This is a genomic window from Bacillus sp. SIMBA_005 (assembly GCF_046535585.1).
Lineage (GTDB): Bacteria > Bacillota > Bacilli > Bacillales > Bacillaceae > Bacillus > Bacillus pumilus.
In genome coordinates this window covers 1-271 of record NZ_JAWRWI010000426.1, presented here as the reverse complement: position 1 = coordinate 271, position 271 = coordinate 1, and the positions used below count along the sequence as shown (strand labels likewise).

The 271-nt window shown below is 69.7% G+C and carries 1 protein-coding gene; it reads left to right on the top strand.

Features of this window, described 5'->3' with window-relative positions:
* Nucleotides 1-271 (top strand): acyl-CoA dehydrogenase family protein (locus SB660_RS20740; RefSeq protein WP_410584233.1); only part of this gene is annotated, 271 nt, incomplete at both ends.

Sequence of the window (271 nt, the reverse complement as noted above, 5' to 3'; positions counted from 1 at the left end):
GCTCTGGACGATCGCCGAAGAGTCGGATGAGAGGGCTGTCCTCGCCGAGGCGGTCGCGCTGCGTCTCGCCTCGCAGAAGGCGGCAGCCACGACCATGCGCGCGGCGCACCAACTGCACGGCGCCATGGGCTTCACGAACGAGGTCGACGTCTCCTGGCTCTCGCTCGCGAGTCAGTCCACACGAAGGCTGCCGGAGGGGGAGCACCGCACTGCATCCATCCTCGCCGGACTGATGTCAGCCGGGGGATGGCGCCGGTTCGGCGCGCTGTCC